The sequence below is a fragment of the Pseudoalteromonas sp. bablab_jr011 genome (assembly GCF_016464045.1).
In the GTDB taxonomy this organism is placed as follows: Bacteria; Pseudomonadota; Gammaproteobacteria; order Enterobacterales; family Alteromonadaceae; genus Pseudoalteromonas; species Pseudoalteromonas lipolytica.
In genome coordinates, this window is record NZ_JACDWU010000054.1 from 1 (window position 1) to 3,100 (window position 3,100).

General features: G+C 49.2%; 1 rRNA gene. It reads right to left on the reverse strand.

What is annotated here, in order from left to right:
- Positions 1 to 62: 62 nt before the first annotated feature.
- Positions 63 to 2,948: ribosomal RNA gene (locus JIG41_RS01560) — 23S ribosomal RNA — on the reverse strand.
- Positions 2,949 to 3,100 lie beyond the last annotated feature (152 nt).

Below are 3,100 nucleotides of genomic sequence, written 5' to 3' on the forward strand. Positions count from 1 at the left end.
AAATCTACTTTAGTATACTAACTTCTGTCTGTTACGCTGTCATAAAACGCGTTTGGCGTTGTATGGTTAAGCCTCACGGGTAATTAGTACAGGTTAGCTTAATGGCTCACACCACTTCCACATCCTGCCTATCAACGTTGTAGTCTTCAACGGCCCTTCAGAGACTTTAAAAGTCTAGTGAGAACTCATCTCGAGGCCTGCTTCGCGCTTAGATGCTTTCAGCGCTTATCAGTTCCGAACGTAGCTACCGGGCAATGCCATTGGCATGACAACCCGAACACCAGCGGTTCGTTCACTCCGGTCCTCTCGTACTAGGAGCAACCCCTCTCAATTCTCAAACGCCCACGGCAGATAGGGACCGAACTGTCTCACGACGTTCTAAACCCAGCTCGCGTACCACTTTAAATGGCGAACAGCCATACCCTTGGGACCGACTTCAGCCCCAGGATGTGATGAGCCGACATCGAGGTGCCAAACACCGCCGTCGATATGAACTCTTGGGCGGTATCAGCCTGTTATCCCCGGAGTACCTTTTATCCGTTGAGCGATGGCCCTTCCATTCAGAACCACCGGATCACTATGACCTACTTTCGTACCTGCTCGACGTGTCTGTCTCGCAGTTAAGCTGGCTTCTACCATTACACTAACCGTACGATGTCCGACCGTACTTAGCCAACCTTCGTGCTCCTCCGTTACTCTTTGGGAGGAGACCGCCCCAGTCAAACTACCCACCAGGCACTGTCCGTAACCCCGATTAGGGGCCAACGTTAGAACATCAAAACTACAAGGGTGGTATTTCAAGGACGGCTCCACAAAGACTAGCGTCTCTGCTTCAAAGCCTCCCACCTATCCTACACATGTAGGTTCAATGTTCAGTGCCAAGCTGTAGTAAAGGTTCACGGGGTCTTTCCGTCTAGCCGCGGGTACACAGCATCTTCACTGCGATTTCAATTTCACTGAGTCTCGGGTGGAGACAGCGTGGCCATGGTTACACCATTCGTGCAGGTCGGAACTTACCCGACAAGGAATTTCGCTACCTTAGGACCGTTATAGTTACGGCCGCCGTTTACCGGGGCTTCGATCAAGAGCTTCGTCCGAAAACTAACCCCATCAATTAACCTTCCGGCACCGGGCAGGTGTCACACCGTATACGTCATCTTGCGATTTTGCACAGTGCTGTGTTTTTAATAAACAGTCCCAGCCACCTGGTCACTGCGGCTCCAATCAGCTTAAAGAGCAAGTCTCATCACCAATCGGAGCGTACCTTCTCCCGAAGTTACGGTACGATTTTGCCTAGTTCCTTCACCCGAGTTCTCTCAAGCGCCTTAGTATTCTCTACCTGACCACCTGTGTCGGTTTGGGGTACGATTCGGTATAATCTGAAGCTTAGAGGCTTTTCCTGGAAGTATGGCATCAACAACTTCACACCCTTAGGTGCTCGTCTCGTGTCTCAGTCTTAAGAGTCCGGATTTTCCTAAACTCTCAACCTACTCACTTTCACATGGACAACCAACGCCATGCTTGCTTAGCCTGCTCCGTCCCCCCATCGCAATTATACCAAGTACGGGAATATTAACCCGTTTCCCATCGACTACGCCTTTCGGCCTCGCCTTAGGGGTCGACTTACCCTACCCTGATTAACATGGGATAGGAACCCTTGGTCTTCCGGCGTGCGGGTTTTTCACCCGCATTATCGTTACTCATGTCAGCATTCGCACTTCTGATACCTCCAGCAACCCTCCCGGGTCACCTTCAACGGCTTACAGAACGCTCCCCTACCACTCAAAATAAATTTTGAATCCGCAGCTTCGGTGCATAGTTTAGCCCCGTTACATCTTCCGCGCAGACCGACTCGACCAGTGAGCTATTACGCTTTCTTTAAAGGGTGGCTGCTTCTAAGCCAACCTCCTGGCTGTCTGGGCCTTTCCACATCGTTTCCCACTTAACTATGACTTTGGGACCTTAGCTGGCGGTCTGGGTTGTTTCCCTCTTCACGACGGACGTTAGCACCCGCCGTGTGTCTCCCGGATAGTACTTTACGGTATTCGGAGTTTGCAAAGGGTTGGTAAGTCGGGATGACCCCCTAGCCTTAACAGTGCTCTACCCCCGTAAGTATTCGTCCGAGGCTCTACCTAAATAGATTTCGGGGAGAACCAGCTATCTCCCGGTTTGATTAGCCTTTCACTCCTAGCCACAGGTCATCCCCTAACTTTTCAACGTTAGTGGGTTCGGTCCTCCAGTTGATGTTACTCAACCTTCAACCTGCCCATGGCTAGATCACCGGGTTTCGGGTCTATACCTTGCAACTCAACGCCCAGTTAAGACTCGGTTTCCCTACGGCTACCCTAATCGGTTAACCTCGCTACAAAATATAAGTCGCTGACCCATTATACAAAAGGTACGCAGTCACCCAACAAGTGGGCTCCTACTGCTTGTACGTACACGGTTTCAGGTTCTATTTCACTCCCCTCACAGGGGTTCTTTTCGCCTTTCCCTCACGGTACTGGTTCACTATCGGTCAGTTGGGAGTATTTAGCCTTAGATGATGGTCCACCTATATTCAGTCAAAGTTTCACGTGCTCCGACCTACTCGATTTCACTTAAGATGCATTTTCGTGTACGGGACTATCACCCTGTATCGTCATACTTTCCAGAATGTTCCACTAACACATAATAAGCTTAAGGGCTGGTCCGGTTTCGCTCGCCGCTACTTCCGGAATCTCGGTTGATTTCTGTTCCTACGGGTACTTAGATGTTTCAGTTCTCCGCGTTCGCCTCTTACACCTATGTATTCAGTGTAAGATACCTGCAAGCAGGTGGGTTTCCCCATTCGGAAATCCTAGTCTCAAGTGCTTTTTACTAGCTTGACTAGGCTTATCGCAAGTTAATACGTCCTTCATCGCCTCCAACTGCCAAGGCATCCACCGTGTACGCTTAGTCACTTAACCATACAACCCAAACGGGTCTTTGTTAGTGACAGCTGTTAACTTCGCCAGAAGTTAATTCATCAAATAATGATGAGAATACTAAAGTAGATACCGATTAATTTTTCAATTAATTGGCATATTTTTACTTTTGAAAACTCTTGATAAATAACAAT